Source organism: Corynebacterium sp. S5S1, assembly GCF_001913985.1.
GTDB lineage: Bacteria > Actinomycetota > Actinomycetes > Mycobacteriales > Mycobacteriaceae > Corynebacterium > Corynebacterium marquesiae.
Genome location: NZ_MKXT01000093.1, coordinates 475 through 2,054, shown reverse-complemented (window position 1 = coordinate 2,054; position 1,580 = coordinate 475). Strand labels below are relative to the sequence as shown.

Sequence of the window (1,580 nt, the reverse complement as noted above, 5' to 3'; positions counted from 1 at the left end):
CCACACCTCGCTGAAAGTCCGCGATTCCTACGGCAAGCTGCTAGCCGCCGGCCTTTCGCTGACGATGGCCATCCAGATCTTCGTCGTCGTCGGCGGCATCACTGCCCTGCTGCCGATGACCGGTCTGACCACCCCGTTTATGTCCGCTGGTGGTTCCTCGCTGATGGCAAACTACGTGTTGCTGGCACTTCTGCTGCGCATTTCGAATGCCGCGCGTCGTCCAGCGGATGAAGCCACCGGAAATGCGGCCAACGCTGGTGGGCCTGCCGCAGCACAGCCGGGCGCAGCTCAGTCGGGCGCAGGCAACGCACCGGGAATGGAACACACCGGTGTCTTCCACATGCAGCAATCCGCACAGTCATCGCACTACTCGCAGGAGGCGAAACGATGAACCGATCTATTCGCCTAGTCGCCGTATTCGCGATCATTTTGACCATCATTTTGCTGATCAATCTGACCGTCGTGCAGGCATTCCAGGAAGACAAATACGCCAACCACCCCGCCAACCAGCGCGGTTTCTACGATTCGCAAACCATCGCGCGTGGACAAATTTCTGCCGGTGGCCAAGTGCTGGCGGAATCGCTGCCGAACGCGGATGAGACGTATACGCGCAACTACCCCACCAACCCACCGGCTTTTAGCACCACGGTTGGTTATCTCTCGGACCTGTTCGGTGCTTCCCATCTGGAACAGTCGCACAACGAAATCCTGAATGGCACGGATCCTTCGCTGTTAAGCACCAATTGGCGCGATGTGATCACCGGTAAGCAACCCAACGGTGCCAACCTGGAATTGACCATCGACCCGAATATGCAGCAGTTCGCGTACCAGCAACTGGCAGAGATGGGCTACCAGGGAGCATCGGTGGCTATCCAGCCGTCGACCGGCGCAATCAAATCCATGGCGTCGACCCCAAGCTTCGACCAAAACGCCCTGGTGGGCGAGGGCGCAGAGGAAGCCTGGGCGGAGCTGACCAGCACCGAGGGTAACCCTCTGCTGAACCATGCCACCCAGGAAACGCTGCCTCCGGGTTCGATCTTCAAGATCATCACCGCCGCCGCTGGTATTGAGGCTGGCTATGGGCCGGAATCCACCCTGACCGGTGCCCCGGCGATCACGCTGCCAAATACCACCACCGAGTTGACCAACTACGCCGGTCAAGCATGCGCCGGTTCAGATGCGGTGAGTTTGCTGACTGCATTCCAGTATTCGTGCAACACTGCCTTCGTCGAAATGGGCATCGACATCGGCACCGACGCGCTGCGCGATACCGCGCACGCATTCGGCATCGGAGAAACCTATGACCTGGGCATTCCGACCTCACCGGGCGCACTCGGCGACCTGCCGGATGAAGCCGCCCTGGGTCAGTCCTCAATCGGACAGCGCGACGTCACCATGTCCGCGCTGCAGGCAGCCGTGATGGCAGCAACCATCGCCAACGACGGTGAACGCATGAAACCGTACGTCGTCGACAAGATCACCAGTTCTAACCTGCGCGATATCAAGACCATAAAGCCGCAGTCGCTCAACCGCGCGATCCCAGAAGAAACCGCAGCAACCATCGAGGAAATGATGCGGGC

General features: G+C 59.8%; 2 protein-coding genes. Both read left to right on the top strand.

Annotation, left to right across the window (positions count from 1 at the left end; translation table 11 throughout):
* Positions 1–391: FtsW/RodA/SpoVE family cell cycle protein (locus BKN05_RS12480; RefSeq protein WP_286688783.1), on the top strand; the 391-nt coding region annotated here is incomplete at its 5' end.
* The coding region (locus BKN05_RS12475) for a penicillin-binding transpeptidase domain-containing protein (protein WP_286688784.1) at positions 388–1,580 on the top strand (1,193 nt) is incomplete at its 3' end. The genes BKN05_RS12480 and BKN05_RS12475, both read left to right, overlap by 4 nt.